The following is a 21,341-nucleotide window of genomic DNA, read 5'->3' as shown; positions in this document are numbered from 1 at the left end:
AGATCATGAAAGGGACATGTCGATTGAACAACAACCGAGCCTGCCTCCCGTGCTCCGCCCCGCGAACCCGCCCCGGCGTGAGCTGTCCGAACTCGCCTCTCGATTCGCACGAGACGTCCGTGGCGAGGTGACCGGTGTCACCCTGTCCGGCATCACCCTGGCCACCGCCGATCTCCGCCCCGGCGAGGCGTTCGTCGCGATCCGAGGCGTGAACCGCCACGGCGCCGATTTCGCGGTCACCGCCGCGGAGAAGGGCGCTGTCGCGATCATCACGGATGAGGACGGCGCCGAGATCGCCGAACCCGCGGGCCTGCCCGTGCTCGTGGTGGACGACCCGCGCGCAGTCCTCGGCGCCCTCAGCGCCTGGGTCTACGGCACCGGCGCAGGCGAGCCGCTCCCGCTGCTGTTCGCGACGACCGGGACGAACGGCAAGACGAGTGTCTCGCACCTCCTCGAGGGCATCCTCGACCAGCTCGGCGTCGTCACCGGACTCTCATCGACCGCCGAACGACACATCGCCGGCGAGGTGATCGTGTCGAGACTCACCACTCCTGAGGCATCCGAGATGCACGCGCTCCTCGCCTTGATGCGCGAGCGCGATGTCGAAGCCGTGGCCGTCGAGGTCAGCGCGCAGGCGCTCTCACGTCATCGCGTCGACGGCATCCGCTTCGACGTCGCCGGCTTCACCAACCTCAGCCATGACCACCTCGACGACTACGTCGACATGGAGGAGTACTTCGAGGCGAAGCTGCCGCTCTTCCGTCCGGATCGAGCGACCCGCGCAGTGGTATGCCTCGATTCCCCGTCGGGCGCCACGGTCGTTCAGCGCTCGGAGATCCCCGTGGTCACCGTCGGCACGCCCTCCATCGCCGCCGACCCCGATGCCGCGGCCCGTGCCGACTGGGTCGTCGTGATCGACGACGAACGCGCGTCCGGCACCACGTTCACTCTCACCGGCCCGGCAGGCAGGCTCACGACGACGGTTCCCGTGATCGGTCCGCACATGGCCGCGAACGCAGCACTCGCCATCGTGATGCTGCTCGAGGGCGGCTACGCCTGGGATCGAATCGCCACGGCACTCGATCGCGACGGTGGCATTCTGGCGCACCTTCCCGGTCGCACCCAGCTCGTCTCCGGCGACTCCGGCCCGGTCGTCTTCGTCGACTTCGGGCACTCCCCCGACGCGTTCGAGAAGACGCTCGCCGCGGTCCGCCGTGTCACACCGGGCAAGGTGCTGATGCTCTTCGGCGCCGATGGCGACCGCGATGCCAGCAAGCGCTACGACATGGCGCGCACGGCCGTCGAGGGCAGCGACATCCTCGTCGTCACGGACCACCACCCCCGTTTCGAAGACCCCGACTCGATCAGAGCCACTCTCGTGGCCGGCGCACGCGCCGCGCGCCCGGACGCGCAGATCCATGAGTACTCGCCTCCCGAGACGGCCATCGTGGCGGCCGTGGGCCTGGTCGGCGAAGGCGACTCGATCCTGTGGGCGGGACCCGGCCACCAGGACTATCGCGACATCCGGGGCGTTCGCACGCCGTACTCGGCCCGCGAGCTGGCGCGTCGTGCCCTCCGAGCAGCCGGATGGCCCGTGCCCGATTCGCACTGGCCGGTTCCCTACCCGGACGAGGACTGACCCGGGAGCGGATGCCGTCGACCACCGCATTCGCGCCCGGGCCGACCGCGCGGCATGGGCGGAATACCGCCCAGAACCGTTCGGTCAGGCTCGAGCAATGAGCTGGTCGGCTTTGCGGCGCGCCCACTCCTCGGCATCCGCCAGCGACTCGACCGTCAGCGTCTGCGGGGGCTCGTGGGAGTCGACGACCCGAGAGATCGTGTCGACGATCCCGAGGAACGGCAGGCGACCCTCGTGGAAGGCATCGACGGCCTGCTCGTTGGCCGCGTTGTAGACCGCAGGGAAAGTGGCAGCCGCACGACCGACGGACTTCGCGAGATCGACCGCCGGAAACGCGTCGTTGTCGAGCGGCTCGAAGGTCCAGGAGGTCGCCTGAGTCCAGTCGAGCGGGCGACCGACGCCGCCCACACGGCTCGGCCAGTCGAGACCCAGCGAGATCGGCAGACGCATGTCGGGCGGGGACGCCTGAGCGATCGTCGAGCCGTCGATGAATTCGACCATCGAATGCACGATGGACTGCGGGTGCACCACGACCTCGATGTCGTCGTAGGCGACATCGAACAGCAGGTGCGCCTCGATCACCTCGAGTCCCTTGTTCACGAGCGTCGCGGAGTTCGTCGTAACCATCCGGCCCATGTCCCAGGTGGGGTGCGCGAGCGCTTCCTGCGGCGCGACATCGAGCATCTGATCACGCGAACGGCCCCGGAACGGACCACCGGATGCCGTCACGACCAGGCGGCGCACCTCGGCGTGCGTGCCGCTTCGCAGCGCCTGGGCGAGCGCCGAGTGCTCGGAGTCGACCGGGACGATCTGGTCAGGGGCAGCTGCTGCGCGCACCAACTCGCCTCCGACGACGAGGGACTCCTTATTCGCGAGAGCGAGCGTTCTTCCCGCCTTCAGCGCCGCGAGAGTGGCGCCGAGTCCGATCGATCCGGTGATCGCGTTGAGAACGACGTCAGCCTCGACGTCACGCACGAGCTGCTCGGCCTCGGTCGCGCCGAGCGCGATGTTCTCGACCCCGAAAGCGGCAGCCTGCTCTGCGAGCATCTCGGCATTCGTTCCGGCCGCGAGCCCGACGAGTTCGAAGCGACGTGGATTCGCCCGGATGACGTCGAGCGCCTGTGTGCCGATGGAGCCGGTGGAGCCGAGGACGATGATGCGACGCATGCCGCCAGCCTATGGCAAGCCCTCGACCCCTCCGTCTTACTGGGCCTGTTCGATCGGCGTGGTCGCGAGGATGTCGACGACGAAGACCAGGGTCTCGCCGGTCAGATCGGTGTCGTTGATCTCGCCCTCGCCATAGCCATCCTTCGGAGGCATGGTGACGATGACCTGCGAACCGACCTTCTGGCCCTCGAGTGCCATCTTGAAGCCCGTCACGACACCGCTGGTCTGGAACTGCGAGGGAGCTGCATCCCGGCTCCAGCTGGAGTCGAACTCCGAGCCGTCCGACCACTTCACACCGCGGTACTGCACAGTGACCAGGTCGCCTGCGCCGACGACGGCGCCGTCGCCCTGCTTGAGGACGGCCACCTCCGTCTCGGCGGGAGCATCGGAGTCCGGGAGCGTGATCGTCGGCGAGCCCTCGTCGTCGAGCTTCACGGTCGGCATGCCTTCGGTCGCGTCGACATCAGAGCCGGATGCGGTCGTAGGAAGCTGTTCGATCGTCTCGACGTAGAGGACGCTCGGGTTCATGCCCTCCTGCGCGGCGGGGAGCGTCAGCACGACACTCGAACCGATCGGGAGGCACTCGGCCGCCACCGTGAACACCGTGGACTGCGTCGGGTCGACGATCTGCTGAGGCTGCTGCACCGCGAGCAGGGCTGACAGTACCCCGTCGGGGCCCCGCTCCGAGGTGCTGAGCACCTCGTTGGTGGTGGCGTCGATGAGCTGGTAGCGCAGAGACACGAGATCGCCGGGCATGACGTCATCGCCGTCACCCTCGACGACGACCGAGCGCTCGGCCTCCGCGAGGTCGGTGCCCGCCGGCACCGTGACCTTGGCGTCTGCCCCGGATCCCTCGACGGTCACGGCATCGGAGCCGGCGCCCGACGCGATGTCCGCCAGGCAGGAGGTCTCGGCGGCAGGGTCAGGAGTGCTCGTGGACTCGGGGTCCGAGCCTCCGGCGCACCCGGCCAGCAGAAGGGTCGCCGCGGCGACGGTGGACAGGACGATAAGCGGACGCTTGCGCACAGTGGAACCTCAGGATCGCGGGCGGGACACCCCATCATCCCCCATACCCCTTTGCCGATGCTGGGAGACTCGCTCCGGCGCTTCATTCCCACCGGGGCATGATCGCCGGGGTAATCTGCTCTGATGACGTCAGAGCAGTCCGTGGAGCCCGAAACTTCGCCCGCAGAGACTGAGAAGCCTCGCCACGCCGGCTTCGCCTATGCGCTCGGTCGCAGCCTCATCACGCCCCTCGCGCGCACGATCTACCGGCCCCGCATCGAAGGCAGGGAGAACGTCCCTCAGGACGGCCCGGTCATCTTCGCGAGCAACCACCTGTCGTTCATCGACTCGATCGCGATCCCGGTCGCCGCACCGAGGCCCGTGCACTTCCTCGCGAAGTCCACGTATTTCGAGGGCCCTGGATTCAAGGGCTGGCTCAGCAAGACGTTCTTCGAGTCCATCGGGGCGATCTCGGTCCGCCGTGGAGCGGGGAAGGCCGCCCTCGACGCACTCGACGTGCAGCGTCAGCTTCTCGATGAGGGCCTCGCTGTCGCCCTCTACCCGGAGGGCACGCGCTCGACGGACGGACGCCTCTACAAGGGACGCACCGGCGTGGCGTTCCTCGCCCTGCAGACCGGTGCGCCGGTCGTGCCGGTCGGCCTCGTCGGCACGGACAAGGTGATGCCCGTCGGCGCCAAGATGCCGACCCTGAAGGAGCGCATCACCGTGCGCTTCGGCGAACCTCTCGACCTCTCGCCCCACGGACCCGCCACGAGCGGGCGCGCCCGCAGACTCGCGACGGACGAGATCATGGCCGCGATCCATGCCCTGTCCGGGCAGGAACTGGCGGACGCCTACAACGAGGCTCCCGCGCAGGGCACCATCGAGAAGATCAAGCAGGCGCTGCCCCACGAGCGCCGCTGACGCCGCCGCCGCTCAGCTCTGCTCGGCGCGGACCGAGGCTTCGTGCCGCACGGGGAAGTTCATCGAATTCGCGATGAAGCACCACGCGTTCGCCTGGGCATGGGCACGTTCGGCCGCCTCTCTCATCGAGGCGTCCGCGACGACGACCTCGGGCCGCAGCATCACCTCGACGAACGCGCCGCCGCCGCGCCCGTCCTCTCGCATCATGCCGGAGGCCGTATCGCGGTAGGAGACGACGACGACGCCAGCCGTCACGCACGCGTGCAGATACGAGAGCAGATGGCACTGCGACAGGGAGGCGAGGAGCAGATCCTCAGGGTTCCACCGGGACGGATCGCCACGGAACGGCTTATCGGCTGAGGCCAGGATGTCGGGCTTGCCGTCGACCTCGAGCGTGACATCGCGTCGATACTCGCGGTAGCCGCTGGTGCCGGTGCCAGAGTTTCCGGTCCAGGTCGAGGTGAGTGAGTAACGGTGCTCGCCGAGCGGCGCGAGTCGATCTGCCATATCGACAGTCTGCCACTCGACTCTGCCGGACGATGTGCCGGACGATGTGCCGGTGGCACGGTCGACACCCATCCGACGATATCCTGGGGAGGTGCTGGAGACTCTCACCGTTCAAGATGCCGTGGAACTCGCCGTCGTCGAACGCAGCGGGTTCATCGAGTCCCGCCACGCGGGGGCGGCGGTGGTCCTCTCACCCGACGGCGACGTCGTCGCTCGATACGGCAACGCCGACGCCCTGATACTTCCGCGCTCGAGCCTCAAGCCGCTGCAGGCCGTGGCGTGCATCACCGCGGGTGCCGCTCTCGAGGACGAGCAGCTCGCCATGTCGACCGCGAGCCACAGCGGCACGGATCGTCATGCCTCCGTGGTTCGCAACGTGCTCACCGAGGGCGGTCTCACCGAGGACCACCTGGGCTGCCCGCCGGCGTGGCCGGGCGACACCGCCGCTCGCGACGAGCTCGTGCGCGAACACGGCGCACAGACACGTATCCGCATGAACTGCTCAGGCAAGCACGCGGCCATGCTCCGTGCCTGCGTCGCGACGGGCTGGCCGACCGACAGCTACCTGGATCCGGCGCATCCGCTTCAGCTGCACATCCGCGACGTGATCGAGCGGCTCACCGGCGAGAAGGTCGCTCACACGGCCATCGACGGCTGCGGCGCCCCGGTATACGCGATCACGCTGACGGGCCTCGCCCGATCGATCCACCGGATCGGCACCGCCTCGGACCGCTCGCCCTTCGCCCTGCACCGGGTGGCCGGCTCGCTGGTGCGTGCGGTGCGTGAACACCCGTGGACAATCGACGGCCCGGGGCGCCCGGACACCATCGCGATCGAGACACTCGGCGTGTTCGCGAAGGGCGGTGCCGAAGGGATCATGGTCATGGTCGCCCCGAACGGCACGACCGTCGCGCTGAAGATGCTCGACGGCGGGGCGCGCGCGTCGACCATCGTGGCGGCGACTCTGCTGGCGCGCGCAGGCGGGCTCACCGATTCGGACGTGGCGACACTCGCCGCCGCGCTGCCTCTCGAGGTGCTCGGCGGTGGGGCGACGGTCGGAGCCGTTCGCCCCGGCAGTGCCATCTGACCAGGAGACGACACGCTTCTCATCGCCGGGGCGCGAGTGCCGGGATCACGATTCGTCGGGGCCCGGAGTCGCCGACCAGCGACCACGCCCGGCCCGCATGCGGTCGCGAATACGGCGGGAGCTCTCGCACACCGGCGAGCTGCCGCAGCTCCGCGGCATTCTCCGCGCGGATGAGCACTTCGCCCTCTCGACGCACCCGCTGCCACAGCGTCGAACTGCGCTGCCACGCGTCTGCATCGCCGAGCACGACGGTGGGACGCGTGGGTGCCTGAGCATCGCGCGGTTCGCCGCTCAGAGTGACGACGTCGCAGTCGGGATACGCAGCCGCCACTGACTCCGCCACCGCAGCCACCCCCGGCGTGATGAGCGCCGTGAGGGCACGCCGCGGAGCCCAGCCGTCACTTTCCCGTTCCCTATATCGAGAGGTGCCACTGGATGAACCCGACGACCGCAGTCGCTCCTCGGGAACCCAGACCAGTTGGATCTCACGATCCCCCATCCGCAACCGTCCCGGACCGCGCTGCGGATCGAAACCTGCGGAGTCCCCACCCGCAGCAAGGTGATCGACCCGACTCGGCATCCTGAGCAGCCCCCGACGCGGCAGCGCGTCGAGAAGCCGCCCGACAGGCCCCGATGCTCTCGTCGCCGTGATCGCGATCGTGCCTCCGGCCCCGTTGCGGAGGATCTGCTCCCAGAGCTGCGCCAGATGCTGGCCGTACTCGACGGGCAGCTCGCCGATCCGGACGTCGATGTCGTCGCACAGCACGAGCCCTCCGCGCGGAACTCCCCCTTCCGCCAGAGCCACGACGGCGTCCCACGAATGTTCTGGATCGCTCGGTATCCACAGTGGATGCCCATGCTGCTTGGCCAGTGCACGCAAGGCCGAGCTGCGCCCCGACTCGGGTCCTCCGAGGAAGGCGATTCCTCGATCGGATCCGATCGACAGCCGCTCGAGTGGCTGCTCCTGACGTTGCGGATCGTCCGCGCGGCCCAGGATGACTTCGCCCTCCTTGCGTGTCTCAGCCTGAAGCTCCGCGAGAGGAAGCATCCGCGGCAGCACCGGCAGCCACGGGCTGCCCGGAATGTCGGCGTCAGCCCATCTCAGCGCGATCGACCTGAGATCGGCGACGCCGGTCAGCGCTACTCGCATCGCGATCGGCGCAGCGTCCTGCGGGCGCCGAACCAGAGCCACGCCCCTCGACTCGACGCCGCCCGGGAGCTCAGCCGCGTCGTCGGCACCGATGACGGCCCGACTGTCGGCGGCGTCCGCAACACGCAGGCTCACTCTCAGCGGACAGTTCGCCGCCAACGCATCGCGGATCACGCCTGACGCGCGCTGCGTCCCGAGGACGAGGTGCATGCCCAGCGCCCTTCCCCGAGCGGCGATGTCCGTGAACACAGCCCCGAGGTCCGGATGATCCTGGAGCAGCGCGGCGAACTCGTCGACCACGATGACCAGCCTCGCCATGCCGACCTCACGGACGTCTCGTGCGCCGGCCTCGGCGAGGACCGACTCGCGGCGCCGCAGCTCGGCGGTCAGGCTGGAGACGCCCCTCCGCGCCCCCTCCTCATCGAGGTCCGTGATCACTGCAGCCACCTGCGGGAGCATCCGAAGCGGTTCGAAGGCTGTGCCGCCTTTGAAATCGGCGAGGACGAATGTCACTCGATCGGGTCCATGGCGGCTCGCCATGGCCGTCACCCACGAGACCAGCAGCTCGCTCTTGCCCGTTCCGGTCGTGCCGGTCACGATGGCGTGCGGCCCGTCATCGACGATGTCGAGGAGTATGTCCTCGCGCTCACCACGGCCGACTGCGGCCGGGAGACCGACGAGCGATTCCGGCTGCAGCAGGTCGCTGAGCGCCACCGACGCGGGGACAGAATCGAGTTCCTCTCCCTCTCCTGTGCGACTGACCCCGATCGCGATCGTCTGATCCCGGGACATGAACTCGGCGTCGACCTCGACGATCCCCTGCGCCGTGCGGACGCGCGCCCGGTGCGGCTCGGTGATGTCGATGACGGTCGCGATCCCCTCCGGAACATCGTCATCCCGATCCAGCAGCCAGATCACGGCGTCGGCCGTCGGCCGAGGATCAACGCCCTGCACCACGGCCACCCGGAACGAGCCGCGCCGCGCGGCGTGGGCCTGCGGGAACCCCGCGAGCCCCAGCTCTTCAAGACGGCAGCCGATGATGGACATCTGGGCGGCGCCGAATCTGAGACACAGCTGCACCACGAGCGCTCTCGTCGCGGCGGCGACGAGCGGATACGAGCCGCGCAGTCCGATGCCGCCGCTGAGGGGCACCGTCACCGGCACCCGCTCGACCCTCGCGCATCGCATCCGGAAGTCCCGTTCGCGCTCCCCATCCCCGCCCGAAGCGCGCACGCCGCTGTCGCCGGTACCGCTGCCGACGACGACCTGAGTGGCGGCGGCGGGTGGATCGAGGCCGCGCAGCGGCGGCTGCGCCAGGCCTGCTGCTGCGTCGGGATGTCGATGCCACCGCAGCTGACGCTCATCATCGTGAAGCTGCGTCAACTGAGCTTCGACGAGCGACCACGCAGCCTCGCTGTCGGTCGCAGCCACCCGCGATGCCCTGCGTCGGGATCGTGACCCGTCGATCAGCGAAGCGATGATCATCAGGGGACCCAGAACCGCGAAGCACAGGGAGAACAGCGACCCGGTGACGAGCCAGAGAACCACCCCAGCGGCCACGGGGACGAGTGCCGCGACGAACGGTGTCGGGGGCCTACGAGCCGGTGCGGGGGCGGCAGGGATCGCGATCGGCAGAGAGTCCATGCCTCCAGTCGACCGCACACGCGGGCCTCAGAAGCAGCCCTCCACAGGGAAAGGACGTCAGACGGAGGACTCGTCCGTTGTGGAGGAGGACTCGTCCGGCACCGAGGGCGACTCGTCCGCGATCTGCACGATGACGAGCGTCACGTTGTCGCGACCGCCATTCTCGAGTGCCGCAGCGAGCATCGCATCGACGGCGGCAGCCGGATCGGCGTTCTCGCGGAGGAAATGCTGGATGCCGTAGTCGGTCAGCTCCTTCGTGAGTCCATCAGAGCAGATCACGAAACGATCTCCCGGGCGCACATCGAGCGTGACGTAGTCGGGAGCGGTGAGCTCGCTCGCCCCGACCGCTCGTGTGATCACGTTGCTGTACGGATGACCTTCGGCCTCTTCGGGGCTGATCTTGCCTGCCGCGATGAGCTCCTGCACGACCGAGTGGTCGGTGGTGATCTGCACCAGGCGGTCGTCCCTGAGGAGGTACACGCGCGAGTCGCCGATGTTGAGCGACGTCCAATGCGGCTCGTCGCCCTCGAACTCGAGGAAGACTCCGGTGAGCGTCGTCCCTGTACCCTCGTCTGTCGTCTCCGGATGGTCGGCGATGTCGGCCACCGCCATCTCCAACGCACCCTCGATTGCGCCGCGATCGACCGCGCCGGCAGCGACCACGGCGTCGAGCCGCTTCACCGTGCTGCGGCTCGCGATCTCGCCGCCCGCATGGCCACCCATGCCATCCGCGACGATGAAGAGCGGATAGTCCGCGAAGAACGCGTCCTGGTTCGTCTCACGTCGCCGACCCACGTCGGTGACGCCTGCCCAGGAAAGGAGCAGCTGACGCTGCGCAACCGTGACGCGGCGCGTCTTCGTCGTCGTCTCAGCCACTCGTCGCCTCCGGATTTCCTGCGGTTCGGGCTACCCCAGGACACTCACATATCGTAGTGGACGCCGCGACGGCCGCACGCGCACCCCCGGCCATCACGCGGAGTCCTGCGGCGCCGACTCTGGGCTGCGACATGAGCATGTCTCCACGTTATCGTCTTCCACCGTTGCTCTTCACCACACCGCGAGCGCCCCATACAGCACAGAGCCCCCGACCGAAGTCGAGGGCTCTGTGCGGTCCGCGATCAGGCCGGAGGCTGCGTGGGATCCGTGGGCGGAACCTGCGGAGCGGCCGGAGGCGCTGCGGGCGGAGCCGGCGGTGCCGTGGGCGGTGCCGTGGGCGGCGTCGACGGAGCAGCCGGCGGAGCACCGGTGGTCGACGGGGCCGCGGGCGGAGCGTAACCGGGCTGGGCGGGCGGAGCGTAGCCGGGCTGCGCGGGCGGTGCGTATCCCTGCGGCGCGGGCGGCGCATAGCCCTGCTGAGGAGCGCCGTAGCCCTGCGGAGCGCCGTAGCCGGGACCGGCCGCCGGACGCGGCTGCACAGGAACGCCATCCCAGACGGTGGAATCGGCGAGGAAGCTGTTTCCTGCCCACGGTGCGGGAACGATGTTCGGGTTCCAGCGCGACTTGTCGAACGCGTTGATGCCGTACCAGACGATCGAGAGCAGAACGAACAGGACCACCCAGACGGCATCCTTCTGCAGCTTCAGTCCGACCCGCCATGCGGCCAGAGCGAGCACCACAGCGAGAGCGATGCCGGTCAGGAAGTTGAGGTACGGAATGAACGAGAGACCGATGCCGATGAGGACGACCCACGGCGAGATGTCACCCAGCTTCGCGAAGATCATCGTGTTGTACACCGGCACCCACGCGCGCCACTTGCCCTGGACGCCAGCCTTTTCGAAGATCTTCATGAGGAAGATCGACGAGATCACATAGAACGCCAGCGCGAAGAGCAGACTGATCAAGAAGACGACGAACAGACCGGCGATAGCCGCCCCGTTGTCGTAATAGTCGTTGTACATGATCCCCTCCGGATCCGATGGAGCGGACGCTGTGCGCGCCGCGAGACCCACCATATCGGTGTGCTGATATTCGGGGCAACGACACACGCGGAGACAGCGCACTGCCCGTCATGCACCGTCATTCCGCGACGACGAGCTCCTCGACACCGCGGTCGTCGGTCGGTCGAAGGACGAGACCCCTGCTCGCCGCCCATGTCCGAAGCGTGCGAAGCGACCGAACTCTCGGGCGGTCCTCCGCCAGGGCGCGCACGAGAAGACCCTTGGACTTCTTGTTGAAGTGATTGAGAGCCCGTCCGTGCTCGGTGACGACCCGCACATAAGCGGAGGGCACGGAGTCCGGCACGGGGCCGAGCGCGACGTAGGCCTCACTGCGCAGATCGAGAATGAAGTCGGGGTCCTCCCCCACTATGGCCGCCGTGGTCGCGTCTGCCCAGTGCCTGCGCAGCGCAGCCAGGCCCGGCACTGAGGTCCCGGCAGCGAGCCGATACGGCGGAATGAGATCGAGCGCCCCGATCGGCCCCAGCGGCGCCGAGTGGATCCAGACGTGCGAACCGAGCCAGCGACGAGACGTGGGGTCGAGACTGCCCGCGTCGAGAGCGTCGTACAGAACGCCCGTGTAACGGTCGACCGCCGGCATCGTCGCGGCCGAGCGCAGCATCCGATTGTGCTCGACATCGCCTGCCTGCTTGGGGCTCAGCTTCAGCACTCTGCGCGCTGCTTCCTCGTCGTGCGCCAGATCGATGAGCGCATCGATCACCGCTCGGCGCTCAGCGACCAGACCGGGGAGCGCCAGCGAGCTCTCGTCGAGAGGCGCATCGCGTCCTCCGGGTCGCTTGGTCTCCGACGGGGGCAGCAGAATCTTCATGAGACCTCGGGATACAGACGCGTCCGCCCCGACCCACTGAGGGTCGAGGCGGACGCGAGGAACTGAGACTGATCAGGCGATGAGAGCCGCGTTGCCTGCCACGATCGTCAGGACGTCGCTCTCCATCGAGAGGAATCCGTCCTGCGCGTTGGCGAGCACCTTGGTGCCATCCGTCTGCGTGATCCGGACCTCGCCCTGGGCGAGGATCGCCAGGACCGGCTCGTGGCCGGCCATGAATCCGATCTCACCCTCGACGGTCTTGGCGACCACGAGGCTCGCCTCTCCCGTCCAGACCTCCGCATCCGCGGAGACGAGGCTGACATGCAATGCCATGATCAGCCGTTCTCCTTCTGGATCTTCGCCCACTGCTCTTCGACATCGGAGATGCCACCGACGTTGAAGAAGGCCTGCTCGGCGACGTGGTCGAAGTCACCGCGGGCGATCGCATCGAACGACTCGATGGTCTCCTTGAGCGGGACGGTCGAACCCTCGACACCCGTGAACTTCTTGGCCATGTAGGTGTTCTGCGAGAGGAACTGCTGGATACGACGTGCACGAGACACGACGATCTTGTCCTCTTCGGAGAGCTCGTCGACACCGAGGATGGCGATGATCTCCTGCAGTTCCTTGTTCTTCTGGAGGATCTGCTTGACCGTGGTGGCGACGCGGTAGTGGTCCTCGCCCAAGTAGCGGGGGTCCATGATGCGCGACGTCGAGGTCAGCGGGTCGATGGCCGGGTACAGACCCTTCGACGCGATCTCACGCGAGAGCTCCGTGGTGGCGTCGAGGTGGGCGAACGTGGTCGCCGGTGCCGGGTCGGTGTAGTCATCGGCGGGCACGTAGATCGCCTGCAGCGAGGTGATCGAGTGGCCACGGGTCGACGTGATGCGCTCCTGCAGGAGGCCCATCTCGTCGGCGAGGTTCGGCTGGTAACCCACGGCGGAGGGCATGCGGCCCAGCAGCGTGGAGACCTCGGAACCGGCCTGCGTGAAGCGGAAGATGTTGTCGATGAAGAGCAGCACGTCCTGCTTCTGCACGTCACGGAAGTACTCCGCCATCGTCAGAGCCGAGAGGGCGACGCGCAGACGCGTTCCCGGCGGCTCGTCCATCTGGCCGAAGACGAGGGCCGTCTTGTCGAAGACACCCGCCTCTTCCATCTCGTGGATGAGGTCGTTGCCCTCACGGGTGCGCTCACCGACACCGGCGAACACCGAGACTCCACCGTGGTCCTGCGCGACGCGCTGGATCATCTCCTGGATGAGGACGGTCTTGCCGACACCGGCTCCACCGAACAGACCGATCTTTCCACCCAGCACGTACGGCGTGAGGAGGTCGATCGACTTGATGCCGGTCTCGAACATCGTGGTCTTCGACTCGAGCTGGTCGAAGTTGGGAGCCTTGCGGTGGATCGGCCAGCGCTCGGTGACCTCGATGGTCTCGCCGGGCTCGAGGTTCAGGACCTCGCCGATCACGTTGAAGACCTTGCCCTTGGTGACGTCGCCGACCGGGACCGAGATGGCCTCGCCCGTGTCGCGGACTTCCTGGCCGCGGACGATGCCGTCGGTGGGCTTCAGCGCGATGGCGCGAACGAGGTCGTCGCCGAGGTGCTGAGCGACCTCGAGGGTGATCTCCGTGGACTCCTCGCCGATGACGATGGTGGTCTTCAGAGCGTTGTAGATGTCGGGGATCGAGTCGTGCGGGAACTCGATGTCGACAACCGGACCGTTGACGCGCGCGACGCGCCCGACGACCGCGGTCGCCGGCTGGTCAGCCGTAGCGGTGGGGGTCATTTCTTCGTCTCTTTCCTGATGGTCTATTTGCTCGACGAGAGGGCGTCGGCGCCGCCGACGATCTCCGCGATCTGCTGCGTGATCTCCGCCTGACGCGCGTTGTTGCGCAGACGGGTGTAGTCGGTGATGAGCTTGTCGGCGTTGTCGCTGGCCGACTTCATCGCCTTCTGCGTGGCGGCCTGCTTGGCGGCAGACGACTGCAGGAGAGCGTTGAAGACGCGGCTCTGGATGTACACCGGCAGGATCGCGTCGAGGACTGTCTCGGCATCCGGCTCGAACTCGTACAGCGGGTAGACGGCGCTGCCCGCTTCCGAGTCATCGGCTTCCGCGATCTCCAGCGGGAGCAGTCGCACGGATTCCGGCGACTGCGTCATCATGCTGACGAAGCGGTTGTACACGAGGTGGATCTCGTCGACGCCACCCTCGTCCGCACCGCGCGAGAAGTCCTCGAGCAGCGTGGCCGAGATCTCCTCCGCCGTGTGGAACGACGGGGTGTCGGTGTCGCCCGTCCACTCCGCAGCAGCCGCGATGCGGCGGAACTGGAAGTAGCCGACGGCCTTGCGTCCGACGAGGTAGAACACCGGCTCCTTGCCCTGCCCCCGCAGGAGCTCCGCCACCTCGAGACCCTCACGGAGGATCTGCGAGTTGAAGGCTCCGGCGAGACCGCGGTCCGACGAGAAGATCACGACCGCAGAACGGCGGATCGTCTCGGGCTCGCGGGTGAGCGGGTGGTCGACGTTCGAGTGCGTCGCGACGGCGGACACGGCCCTCGTCACGGCCCGCGCGAAGGGGCTGGACGCTTTGACGCGTGCCATCGCCTTCTGGATGCGCGAAGCCGCGATGAGTTCCATCGCCTTCGTGATCTTCTTGGTCGTCTGAGCAGAAGAGATCTTCTGCTTGTAGACCCTGAGTTGAGCGCCCATGAAATCAGTTCCTCACGCGATTACGCGCGACGACCCTTGACGATCTTCTCCTGGTTGACGTCCTCAGCCTCGGCTGCAGCGTGCTCCTCGTGACCCGGGGCGCCGATGGCCTGCCCCTTACCACCCTGGAACTCCAGAAGGAAAGCGTCGGTGTGCTTGTCGAGCTCGGCGACGGTGTCGTCATCGAGGACGTTGGTCTCGCGCAGGGTCTCGAGCACCTTCGTGTTGCGACGCAGGTAGTCGAGCAGTTCGCGCTCGAAGCGAAGCACGTCCGAGACCTCGAGGGTGTCGAGCTTGCCCTTCGTTCCGGCCCAGATCGAGACGACCTGCTCCTCGACGGGGTACGGCGAGTACTGAGGCTGCTTGAGCAGCTCCGTCAGGCGCGCTCCACGGGAGAGCTGACGACGCGAAGCCGCGTCGAGGTCGGATGCGAACATCGCGAACGCCTCGAGGGAGCGGTACTGCGCGAGCTCCAGCTTCAACGTTCCGGAGACCTTCTTGATCGACTTGACCTGAGCGTCACCACCGACTCGCGACACCGAGATACCCACGTCGACCGCCGGACGCTGGTTGGCGTTGAAGAGGTCGGACTGGAGGAAGATCTGGCCGTCGGTGATCGAGATCACGTTGGTCGGAATGTATGCCGAGACGTCGTTCGCCTTGGTCTCGATGATCGGGAGACCGGTCATCGAACCTGCGCCGAGCTCGTCTGACAGCTTCGCGCAACGCTCGAGCAGACGCGAGTGCAGGTAGAAGACGTCACCCGGGTAAGCCTCGCGGCCCGGCGGACGACGGAGGAGAAGCGACACCGCACGGTAGGCCTCAGCCTGCTTCGACAGGTCGTCGAAGATGATGAGGACGTGCTTGCCGCCGTACATCCAGTGCTGGCCGATGGCCGAACCGGTGTAGGGAGCGAGGTACTTGAAACCGGCGGGGTCGGATGCCGGAGCCGCCACGATGGTGGTGTACTCCAGAGCGCCGGCCTCTTCGAGCGCGCCCTTCACCGAAGCGATGGTCGAGCCCTTCTGACCGATGGCGACGTAGATGCAGCGCACCTGCTTGTTGACGTCGCCCGACTCCCAGTTGGCCTTCTGGTTGATGATCGTGTCGATCGCGATGGCCGTCTTGCCGGTCTGGCGGTCACCGATGATCAGCTGACGCTGACCGCGGCCGACGGGGATCATGGCGTCGATGGCCTTGATGCCGGTCTGCATCGGCTCGTGCACCGACTTGCGCTGCATGACACCCGGTGCCTGCAGCTCGAGCTCGCGAACGCCTTCGGTGGCGATGGAGCCGAGGCCGTCGATCGGGTTACCCAGCGGGTCGACGACGCGACCGAGGTAGCCGTCGCCGACGGGAACCGAGAGGACCTCACCCGTGCGGGTGACTTCCTGGCCGGCCTCGACGCCGGTGAAGTCGCCGAGCACGACGACACCGATCTGGTGCTCGTCGAGGTTGAGCGCGAGACCCTTGGTGCCGTCCGCGAAGGTGACGAGTTCGTTCGCCATCACCCCGGGCAGTCCCTCGACATGCGCGATGCCGTCGGCTGCGTCGATGACGGTGCCGACCTCGGTCGCCGCGGCCCCAGTGGGCTCGTATGCTGCGGCGAAGTCCTTCAGCGCGTCACGGATGACGTCGGGGCTGATCGATAGTTCTGCCATTGTCTTCCCTTTGTATCTGGGTGCGCGGTTCCCCGCGCGAAGTCGTGTTAGCCGGCGAGCTTCTGGCGAAGATCGGCGAGACGGGCGGAGATACTGCCGTCGATGACGTCATCGGCGATCTGCACGCGCAGGCCTCCGACGACAGAGGGGTCGTTGACCTCGTTGAGCGAGATCTTGCCGTCGTAACGACGCGAGAGAGCGTCGCTGAGACGGGTGCGCTGTGCGTCGGTGAGCGGTGTGGCGCTGTGCACCGTCGCGACCACACGGTCGCCCTGGTCGGCGACGACCCGCGTCGCACGGGTGAGCATCTGCCGAACGCGACGGTCACGAGGCTGGCGCACCAGCGACGAGACGATCACGGCGGTCGCGTCGCTGACGCCCCCGGCGAGAAGCCTGTCGACGAGCGCGCCCTTGGCGTCCTCGCCCCCGAGGCGGCTTCCGAGCGCGAGCTCGAGCTCCGCGTTCGCGGCGATCACCCGGGTGAAGCCGAAGAGCTCTCCCCCGATGTCAGCCTGCGGTTCGGCGATCGCGGCAGCCCTGATCGCGAGTTCCTCGACGCCGTCCACGAGCTGGGAAGCCGATGACCAGCGCTCGGCGACGACCGTCTTCAGGACGGTCTGCGCGTTCTGCGAGAACCCGCCGAACACCGCGGCGACGACGTTCTGTCGCGCCACGACCGGAGCCGACGGGTCAGCGAGCGCGCCGCTCAAATGAGACGACTCCGCCACGGCGCGTGCGGCTGCGAACAGCTCCCGCGCCGTGTCGAGAGTGACGTCCGTCGCTGCGGCAAGCGTCTGAGTGGATGCCGCGAGTGCCTGAGTGGTCGCGCTGCCCATTACTGAGCCGCCTTCTCGGATGCTTCGAGGTCGGCGAGGAAGCGGTCGACGACCGCGGTCGCACGTGCATCGTCGGAGAGCGTCTCGCCGACCACGCCACCGGCGAGGTCGATCGCGAGCGAGCCGACCTCGCTGCGCAGCGAGACGAGAGCGGTCTGCCGCTCGGCCTCGATCTGCGTGTGCGCGGTCGCGGTGATGCGAGCTGCTTCGCTCGACGCGGCCTCCTTGGCCTCGGCGACGATCTTCTTGCCGTCCTCACGGGCGGCTTCGCGGATCTCACCGGCCTCGGTGCGTGCCTCGGCGAGCTGACGGGTGTACTCCTCGAGCGCGGCCTCAGCCTGCTTCTGTGCTTCGTCCGCCTTGGCGATGTTGCCCTCGATGGCGGCGGACCGCTTGTCGAGCATTGCCGTGAACTTCGGAAGGGCGACCTTCCACACGACGATGAGGATGACGAGGAACCACAGACCCGACCAGATGATGTCGTACCACGCAGGGATCAGAGGGTTGGGTGTTTCACCCTCTGCTGCGAGGTTCGTGACAAGAGCGTTCAGCATCCTGTCTCCTTCAGAAGTCGGTTCGGATTACGGGAAGGGGATGAATCCGACGGCGATGCCGACGAATGCAAGCGCCTCGGTGAAGGCGATACCGATCCACATGAGGACCTGCAGGCGGCCGGCCAGCTCGGGCTGACGAGCGACACCCTCGATGGTCTTGCCGACGACGATACCCACGCCGATGGCCGGACCGATCGCTGCGAGGCCGTAGCCGACCGATGCGAGGTGACCGTTGATGTCTGCGAGAACCGTAGTAGCGTCCACGGGTTTTTCCTTTCGTTGGGTGGGACGGCAGTTGCCGACCCGCTCAGTGCTCTTCTGCGACCGCGAGCTGGATGTAGACCGCGGTGAGGACGGTGAAGACGTATGCCTGGAGAACGGCGACCAGGATCTCGAAGAGAGTGAAGGCGCCGCCGAAGGCGAGGGTTCCGACACCGAGAGCGGCCCAGCCGCCACCTGCGGTGAAGAAGAAGAACTGGGTGGCTGCGAAGCACAGCACCAGGAGCATGTGGCCGACCACCATGTTCATCAGGAGTCGGAGCATCAGCGTGACGGGCCGGATGATGAACGTCGAGAGGAACTCGATCGGCGTCACGATGATGTAGACCGGCCACGGAACGCCGGCCGGGAACAGCGCGTTCTTGAAGAAGCCCAGCGGGCTCTTCTTGATACCCGCGTAGATGAAGGTGATGTAGCTCACCAGCGCGAGCGTCAGCGGCACGGCCGCGATGCTCGTGCCTGCGATGTTCAGGAACGGGATGATTCCCGTGATGTTCATGAACAGCACCATGAAGAAGATGGTGGTGAGGATCGGCAGGAATCGGTTGCCGTCCTTGCGTCCGAGCAGATCGTGCGCGATATTGGTGCGGACGAAGTCCAGCCCCATCTCGACGACGCTCTGGAAGCGTCCGGGGACGATCTTCATACGGCGGGTTCCGAGGACGAGGATCAGCACGACGGCGACCACGGCGAGGAACTGCACGAGGTGGATTCGGTGCACGGGGATACCCGCGACTTCGAAGAGGATCTCCGGGAAGAACTCGTCGATCGAAGGTCCGTGGAACTCGCCGTCAGAGGCGAGTTTGGGCATCAGGGTCGCAGCAAGATTGAACAGCGCGGGCTCCAGCTTCGGGGCACCGGTCAGAACCGGGGCGACGATGGTCGGTGTGCTTCAAGCGCAAGCGCTCGCGGGCGAGCGGCGGGCACGTCTCAACACTATCAGAATAAGAGGGTGTCCTAAGACCGCGGGGGCTGTTCGCCGGAGCCGTCCTGCGCAGGGGGTTCGGGCACGATGTGGTGGCGCCCGGGCGCACGATCCTCCGGCACGACGGTCGGCAGCTCCACCCCCGGCGCGCGGTCGATCGGAGCCTCGGAGGGAAGGGACGCGTCGCTCACGTGCGGAAGGCGCATCCGCGTGATGACGATCACGTCGATGACGAGGGTCGCCACCACGCCCGTGACGATCGACAGGAAGAACACCATCGGCTCGATCCACGGCTGCCCGCTCAGGACGATCATGATCACGACGAAGAGACCGAGCTTCAGAAGCCATCCGCCGAGCACGATCGCGAAGAACAGCTGCACGTAGAGCGGATCGCCGAACCAGCGGTTGGCGATGAGGATGCTGAGGGCCGTGATGCCGAGGAACAGCATGGCGAGCACGACGCCCAGCAGGCCGCTGACGAGACCTTCCGTCCCGCCGACGAGGAGGCCGATCGCTCCGGCGACGATCGCGAGGACCGCCATCGAGACCGCGGACCAGATCAGCGTCCTCCGCAGGATCGGATTGCTGGAAACAGGGCTCGGGCTCACGGGGACTCCACGGGTGTCGGGTCGGACTCAGCAGACGCCGCGGGCTTCCGTCGGCGCAGAGGATTCAGGGTGATGACGAGGCACGCGGCGATTCCCACCAGGCCGAACACGACTCCGGGGAGGTACTGGCCGGGCCAGTCCTCACGCGCGCCCACGTACATGAGGAGGACGGCCAGGGAGATGACCGCGGTCCAGGCGTAGAAGATGAGCACGGCGTCGCGGTCGCGGTGGCCGAGGTCGAGCATGCGGTGATGCAGGTGCTTGCGGTCGGGTGAGAACGGCGACTTCCCCGCGTTCATCCGTCGCAGCACTGCGAGCCCGAAATCGAGGAGCGGCAGCAGCACGACCAGAAGAGGGAGGAGGATCGGGATGAACGCGCCGAGGAGCTGCGATCGTCCGAGACGCTCGGGATCGAGGGCCGACGGCTCGAGCTGCCCGGTCACGGCGATCGCGGATGTCGCCATCAGCAGACCGATCACGAGCGCTCCCGAATCGCCCATGAAGAGCTTCGCAGGACTCCAGTTGAACGGGAGGAAGCCGAGGCACGCGCCGATCAGCACTGCGGCGAGGAAGGATGCGAGGTTGAAGTAGCTCGATGCTCCGGTGTCACGCGTCAGGATGTAGGAGTAGGCGAAGAACACGCCGTTCGCGATCAGGCAGACGCCGGCGACGAGGCCGTCGAGGCCGTCGATGAAGTTGACGGCGTTCATCACGATGACGATCGCGAACATCGTGATGGTGATGCTCAGCCAGCTCGAGAAGACGATCAGATCGCCGAACGGCAGGGAGAGGATCTGCAGCCCGCCACCGACGGTGATGATCCCGGCAGCGAGGAACTGTGCGCCGAGCTTGATCATCCAGTCGAGATCCCACAGATCGTCGACGACGCCGATGACGGCGATCAAGAGGGATGCGGCGAGGATCGACCACATCGTCTGCGGCGGCATCCACATGGTGGTGAAGAACGGATTCAGAGCCGAGACACCGATCGCCGCTGCGATGCCGAGGAAGATCGCGACGCCACCGAGACGGGGAGTGGGAGTCGTGTGCACATCCCGCTCTCGGATGCCGGGGTACAGCTTGAAACGCAGGCTCAGCTTCCAGACCGCCCAGGTCAACGCGAAGGTGATCGCGGCGGTCAGGATGATCGTGAGGAGGTACTGCTTCACGAATCCCCGTCCGATTCCGGCGACGGCGCCTCGGGTTCGAGCAGGTCGCCGAGCACCTCCTCCAGCCGTTCGCGGCTGACGGCGCCGGCTCTGAGGATGCGAACACCACCGGCGGCGGGCTCTGCGCCGCGGGGAACCAGGGAGGTCGCGTCGACGATCGTCGACGCGACCCCGTCGCGACTGACGCCGTCTGCGAGATACACCGACACGCTGTCTCCGAGCATCCGCTCGGCATCGAACGCGGAGATCGCCGACTCACGGCCGGTGAGGTTCGCGCTGGAGACGGCCAGCGGTCCGGTCTCCGCCAGGAGCTCCAGCGCGACGCGCCCCTCGGGCATTCTGACGGCGACGGTCCCCTCCGTGTCGCCCAGGTCCCAGACGAGAGAGGGCTGAGCGGGGAGAACGATGGTCAGGCCGCCGGGCCAGAAGGCGTCGACGAGTCGCTGGACGGGCTCGGGAACGGACTCCGCCAGCGCGTGCAGCGTCTCCTTCGTGCCGATGAGCACGGGAGGCGGCTGATTGCGCCCTCGCCCTTTGGCGTCGAGGAGGCGCTGTACGGCAGCGGGAGAGAACGCGTCGGCGGCGACGCCGTAGACCGTGTCGGTGGGCATGACGATGAGTTCGCCGCGGGCGATGGCCTGGCGGGCGTGGCGCATGCCGGCGAGGAGCTGGGCCTCGTCGCCGCAATCGAAGATGGAGGACATGACGAT

21 protein-coding genes are annotated in these 21,341 nt (G+C 67.3%); 3 read left to right on the top strand and 18 right to left on the bottom strand.

Going from position 1 to position 21,341, the window contains the following annotated elements:
* The first annotated feature begins 16 nt into the window (after positions 1-16).
* Entirely contained in the window at positions 17-1,639 is a 1,623-nt protein-coding gene (locus ASE34_RS07985) for a Mur ligase family protein (RefSeq protein ID WP_056278416.1), read from the top strand.
* An 84-nt stretch (positions 1,640-1,723) separates the two neighbouring features.
* Here the strand turns inward: ASE34_RS07985 and dxr are convergent, their stop codons facing one another.
* Positions 1,724-2,806 carry a 1-deoxy-D-xylulose-5-phosphate reductoisomerase gene (dxr, locus tag ASE34_RS07980; protein ID WP_056278413.1) on the bottom strand — a complete coding sequence of 361 codons (1,083 nt, stop codon included), beginning with the start codon at positions 2,804-2,806 and terminating at the stop codon, positions 1,724-1,726.
* 36 nt (positions 2,807-2,842) lie between these two features.
* A complete protein-coding gene (locus ASE34_RS07975) occupies positions 2,843-3,832 on the bottom strand; it encodes an FKBP-type peptidyl-prolyl cis-trans isomerase (RefSeq protein ID WP_056278410.1) in 990 nt (329 codons plus the stop codon).
* Positions 3,833-3,955: 123 nt separating this feature from the next.
* On the opposite strand from ASE34_RS07975, the gene ASE34_RS07970 reads away from it, so the two are divergent.
* Entirely contained in the window at positions 3,956-4,735 is a 780-nt protein-coding gene (locus ASE34_RS07970; protein ID WP_053095771.1) for a lysophospholipid acyltransferase family protein, read from the top strand.
* A gap of 12 nt (positions 4,736-4,747) precedes the next feature.
* Here ASE34_RS07970 and ASE34_RS07965 read toward each other — a convergent pair whose 3' ends face one another.
* Positions 4,748-5,242 carry an OsmC family protein gene (locus ASE34_RS07965; protein ID WP_053099076.1) on the bottom strand — a complete coding sequence of 165 codons (495 nt, stop codon included), beginning with the start codon at positions 5,240-5,242 and terminating at the stop codon, positions 4,748-4,750.
* Between the two features lie 91 nt (positions 5,243-5,333).
* Between ASE34_RS07965 and ASE34_RS07960 the strand changes: the two genes are divergently transcribed.
* A complete protein-coding gene (locus tag ASE34_RS07960; protein WP_056278407.1) occupies positions 5,334-6,329 on the top strand; it encodes an asparaginase in 996 nt (331 codons plus the stop codon).
* Positions 6,330-6,348: 19 nt separating this feature from the next.
* Here the strand turns inward: ASE34_RS07960 and ASE34_RS07955 are convergent, their stop codons facing one another.
* The 15 genes from ASE34_RS07955 to ASE34_RS07885 form a co-directional block, all read right to left on the bottom strand.
* Positions 6,349-9,123, bottom strand: coding sequence for an FtsK/SpoIIIE domain-containing protein (locus ASE34_RS07955; RefSeq protein WP_056278404.1), 2,775 nt, complete (start codon positions 9,121-9,123; stop codon positions 6,349-6,351).
* Positions 9,124-9,180: 57 nt separating this feature from the next.
* Positions 9,181-9,999, bottom strand: coding sequence for a PP2C family protein-serine/threonine phosphatase (locus tag ASE34_RS07950; protein ID WP_053095767.1), 819 nt, complete (start codon positions 9,997-9,999; stop codon positions 9,181-9,183).
* Positions 10,000-10,241: 242 nt separating this feature from the next.
* Positions 10,242-11,021 (bottom strand): DUF5684 domain-containing protein, encoded by a 780-nt coding sequence (locus ASE34_RS07945; RefSeq protein WP_157538147.1) that lies wholly within the window; start codon positions 11,019-11,021, stop codon positions 10,242-10,244.
* 118 nt (positions 11,022-11,139) lie between these two features.
* The gene (locus tag ASE34_RS07940) at positions 11,140-11,886 is read right to left on the bottom strand and encodes a YaaA family protein (protein ID WP_056278399.1); all 747 of its coding nucleotides are present in this window, start codon (positions 11,884-11,886) and stop codon (positions 11,140-11,142) included.
* A 72-nt stretch (positions 11,887-11,958) separates the two neighbouring features.
* Positions 11,959-12,219, bottom strand: a complete 261-nt coding sequence (locus ASE34_RS07935; protein ID WP_053095764.1) for a F0F1 ATP synthase subunit epsilon — start codon at positions 12,217-12,219, stop codon at positions 11,959-11,961.
* Between the two features lie 2 nt (positions 12,220-12,221).
* Complete coding sequence (gene atpD, locus ASE34_RS07930) at positions 12,222-13,676, bottom strand: F0F1 ATP synthase subunit beta (protein WP_053095763.1); 1,455 nt, start codon at positions 13,674-13,676, stop codon at positions 12,222-12,224.
* Between the two features lie 23 nt (positions 13,677-13,699).
* Positions 13,700-14,599, bottom strand: coding sequence for a F0F1 ATP synthase subunit gamma (locus tag ASE34_RS07925; RefSeq protein ID WP_053095762.1), 900 nt, complete (start codon positions 14,597-14,599; stop codon positions 13,700-13,702).
* Positions 14,600-14,619: 20 nt separating this feature from the next.
* On the bottom strand, positions 14,620-16,260 hold the full coding sequence (gene atpA / locus ASE34_RS07920) for a F0F1 ATP synthase subunit alpha (RefSeq protein ID WP_053095761.1): 1,641 nt from the start codon (positions 16,258-16,260) through the stop codon (positions 14,620-14,622).
* A gap of 47 nt (positions 16,261-16,307) precedes the next feature.
* Positions 16,308-17,096 (bottom strand): F0F1 ATP synthase subunit delta, encoded by a 789-nt coding sequence (locus ASE34_RS07915; RefSeq protein ID WP_053095760.1) that lies wholly within the window; start codon positions 17,094-17,096, stop codon positions 16,308-16,310.
* Positions 17,096-17,650, bottom strand: coding sequence for a F0F1 ATP synthase subunit B (locus ASE34_RS07910; protein WP_053095759.1), 555 nt, complete (start codon positions 17,648-17,650; stop codon positions 17,096-17,098). Before ASE34_RS07910 ends, ASE34_RS07915 begins: the two co-directional genes overlap by 1 nt.
* 27 nt (positions 17,651-17,677) lie before the next feature.
* Positions 17,678-17,914 (bottom strand): ATP synthase F0 subunit C, encoded by a 237-nt coding sequence (gene atpE / locus ASE34_RS07905; protein ID WP_042541851.1) that lies wholly within the window; start codon positions 17,912-17,914, stop codon positions 17,678-17,680.
* A gap of 43 nt (positions 17,915-17,957) precedes the next feature.
* Positions 17,958-18,740 (bottom strand): F0F1 ATP synthase subunit A, encoded by a 783-nt coding sequence (gene atpB, locus ASE34_RS07900; RefSeq protein ID WP_053095758.1) that lies wholly within the window; start codon positions 18,738-18,740, stop codon positions 17,958-17,960.
* A 146-nt stretch (positions 18,741-18,886) separates the two neighbouring features.
* Positions 18,887-19,462 (bottom strand): hypothetical protein, encoded by a 576-nt coding sequence (locus ASE34_RS07895; protein WP_056278396.1) that lies wholly within the window; start codon positions 19,460-19,462, stop codon positions 18,887-18,889.
* Entirely contained in the window at positions 19,459-20,631 is a 1,173-nt protein-coding gene (locus ASE34_RS07890) for an MraY family glycosyltransferase (protein ID WP_053095756.1), read from the bottom strand. Before ASE34_RS07890 ends, ASE34_RS07895 begins: the two co-directional genes overlap by 4 nt.
* Positions 20,628-21,335 carry an L-threonylcarbamoyladenylate synthase gene (locus ASE34_RS07885; RefSeq protein WP_053095755.1) on the bottom strand — a complete coding sequence of 236 codons (708 nt, stop codon included), beginning with the start codon at positions 21,333-21,335 and terminating at the stop codon, positions 20,628-20,630. The genes ASE34_RS07890 and ASE34_RS07885 overlap by 4 nt, the downstream gene beginning before the upstream one ends.
* Positions 21,336-21,341: the final 6 nt, after the last annotated feature.

This window comes from Microbacterium sp. Root280D1, from assembly GCF_001428975.1.
In the GTDB taxonomy this organism is placed as follows: domain Bacteria; phylum Actinomycetota; class Actinomycetes; order Actinomycetales; family Microbacteriaceae; genus Microbacterium.
Note: the sequence above shows the minus strand (reverse complement) of the source record. Positions and strands in the feature narration are given on the sequence as shown.

Bases quoted from the DNA above. Each gene is read 5' to 3' on its own strand.
- ASE34_RS07985 (WP_056278416.1), top strand. From the start codon at position 17: ATGTCGATTGAACAACAACCGAGCCTGCCTCCCGTGCTCCGCCCCGCG.
- dxr (WP_056278413.1), bottom strand. From the start codon at position 2,806: ATGCGTCGCATCATCGTCCTCGGCTCCACCGGCTCCATCGGCACACAG.
- ASE34_RS07970 (WP_053095771.1), top strand. From the start codon at position 3,956: ATGACGTCAGAGCAGTCCGTGGAGCCCGAAACTTCGCCCGCAGAGACT.
- ASE34_RS07965 (WP_053099076.1), bottom strand. From the start codon at position 5,242: ATGGCAGATCGACTCGCGCCGCTCGGCGAGCACCGTTACTCACTCACC.
- ASE34_RS07955 (WP_056278404.1), bottom strand. From the start codon at position 9,123: ATGGACTCTCTGCCGATCGCGATCCCTGCCGCCCCCGCACCGGCTCGT.
- ASE34_RS07945 (WP_157538147.1), bottom strand. From the start codon at position 11,021: ATGTACAACGACTATTACGACAACGGGGCGGCTATCGCCGGTCTGTTC.
- ASE34_RS07940 (WP_056278399.1), bottom strand. From the start codon at position 11,886: ATGAAGATTCTGCTGCCCCCGTCGGAGACCAAGCGACCCGGAGGACGC.
- ASE34_RS07935 (WP_053095764.1), bottom strand. From the start codon at position 12,219: ATGGCATTGCATGTCAGCCTCGTCTCCGCGGATGCGGAGGTCTGGACG.
- atpD (WP_053095763.1), bottom strand. From the start codon at position 13,676: ATGACCCCCACCGCTACGGCTGACCAGCCGGCGACCGCGGTCGTCGGG.
- ASE34_RS07925 (WP_053095762.1), bottom strand. From the start codon at position 14,599: ATGGGCGCTCAACTCAGGGTCTACAAGCAGAAGATCTCTTCTGCTCAG.
- atpA (WP_053095761.1), bottom strand. From the start codon at position 16,260: ATGGCAGAACTATCGATCAGCCCCGACGTCATCCGTGACGCGCTGAAG.
- ASE34_RS07915 (WP_053095760.1), bottom strand. From the start codon at position 17,096: ATGGGCAGCGCGACCACTCAGGCACTCGCGGCATCCACTCAGACGCTT.
- ASE34_RS07910 (WP_053095759.1), bottom strand. From the start codon at position 17,650: ATGCTGAACGCTCTTGTCACGAACCTCGCAGCAGAGGGTGAAACACCC.
- atpB (WP_053095758.1), bottom strand. From the start codon at position 18,740: ATGCCCAAACTCGCCTCTGACGGCGAGTTCCACGGACCTTCGATCGAC.
- ASE34_RS07885 (WP_053095755.1), bottom strand. From the start codon at position 21,335: ATGTCCTCCATCTTCGATTGCGGCGACGAGGCCCAGCTCCTCGCCGGC.